Origin of the sequence: Pseudomonas sp. P7759 (genome assembly GCF_013386445.1) — a bacterium.
In the GTDB taxonomy this organism is placed as follows: Bacteria; Pseudomonadota; Gammaproteobacteria; order Pseudomonadales; family Pseudomonadaceae; genus Aquipseudomonas; species Aquipseudomonas azotoformans_A.
Genome location: NZ_JACART010000134.1, coordinates 1 through 476, shown reverse-complemented (window position 1 = coordinate 476; position 476 = coordinate 1). Strand labels below are relative to the sequence as shown.

The window sequence follows — 476 nt, the reverse complement described above, 5'->3', positions numbered from 1 at the left end:
TACCCCATCACCGCATTCTCCGCATACCCCGTAATAAACAACGTCTTCAACCCCGGCCGCAGTTCCATCCCCGCCTCCGCCATCTGCCTTCCATTCATCCCCCCCGGCAACCCCACATCCGTCACCAGCAAATCAATATGCACATCCGACCTCAACAGTTTCAGCCCCGCCGCACTGTCGGCGGCTTCGATCACGGTGTAACCCAGCTCGCCCAGTACATCGGCGAGCAGCATGCGCACGGTGGATTCGTCGTCGACCAGCAGCACGGTTTCGCCGTGTTGGGCGACTTCGATATCCACTTGTCCTGGGGCCAGTTCATCCCCCGGTGCAGCGCCGTGGTGGCGTGGGAGGTAGAGGGACACGCAGGTGCCTTCGCCTTCGGTGGAGTGCAGGTGCACTTGGCCGCCGGATTGTTGGGCGAAGCCGTAGATCATGGACAGGCCCAGGCCGGTGCCTTGGCCGATGGGTTTGGTGGT

At 62.4% G+C, this 476-nt stretch carries 1 protein-coding gene; it reads right to left on the bottom strand.

The genetic code is table 11. The features are described 5' to 3' along the window. Window positions 1-476 (bottom strand): response regulator (locus HX823_RS31635; RefSeq protein WP_177078573.1); only part of this gene is annotated, 476 nt, incomplete at both ends.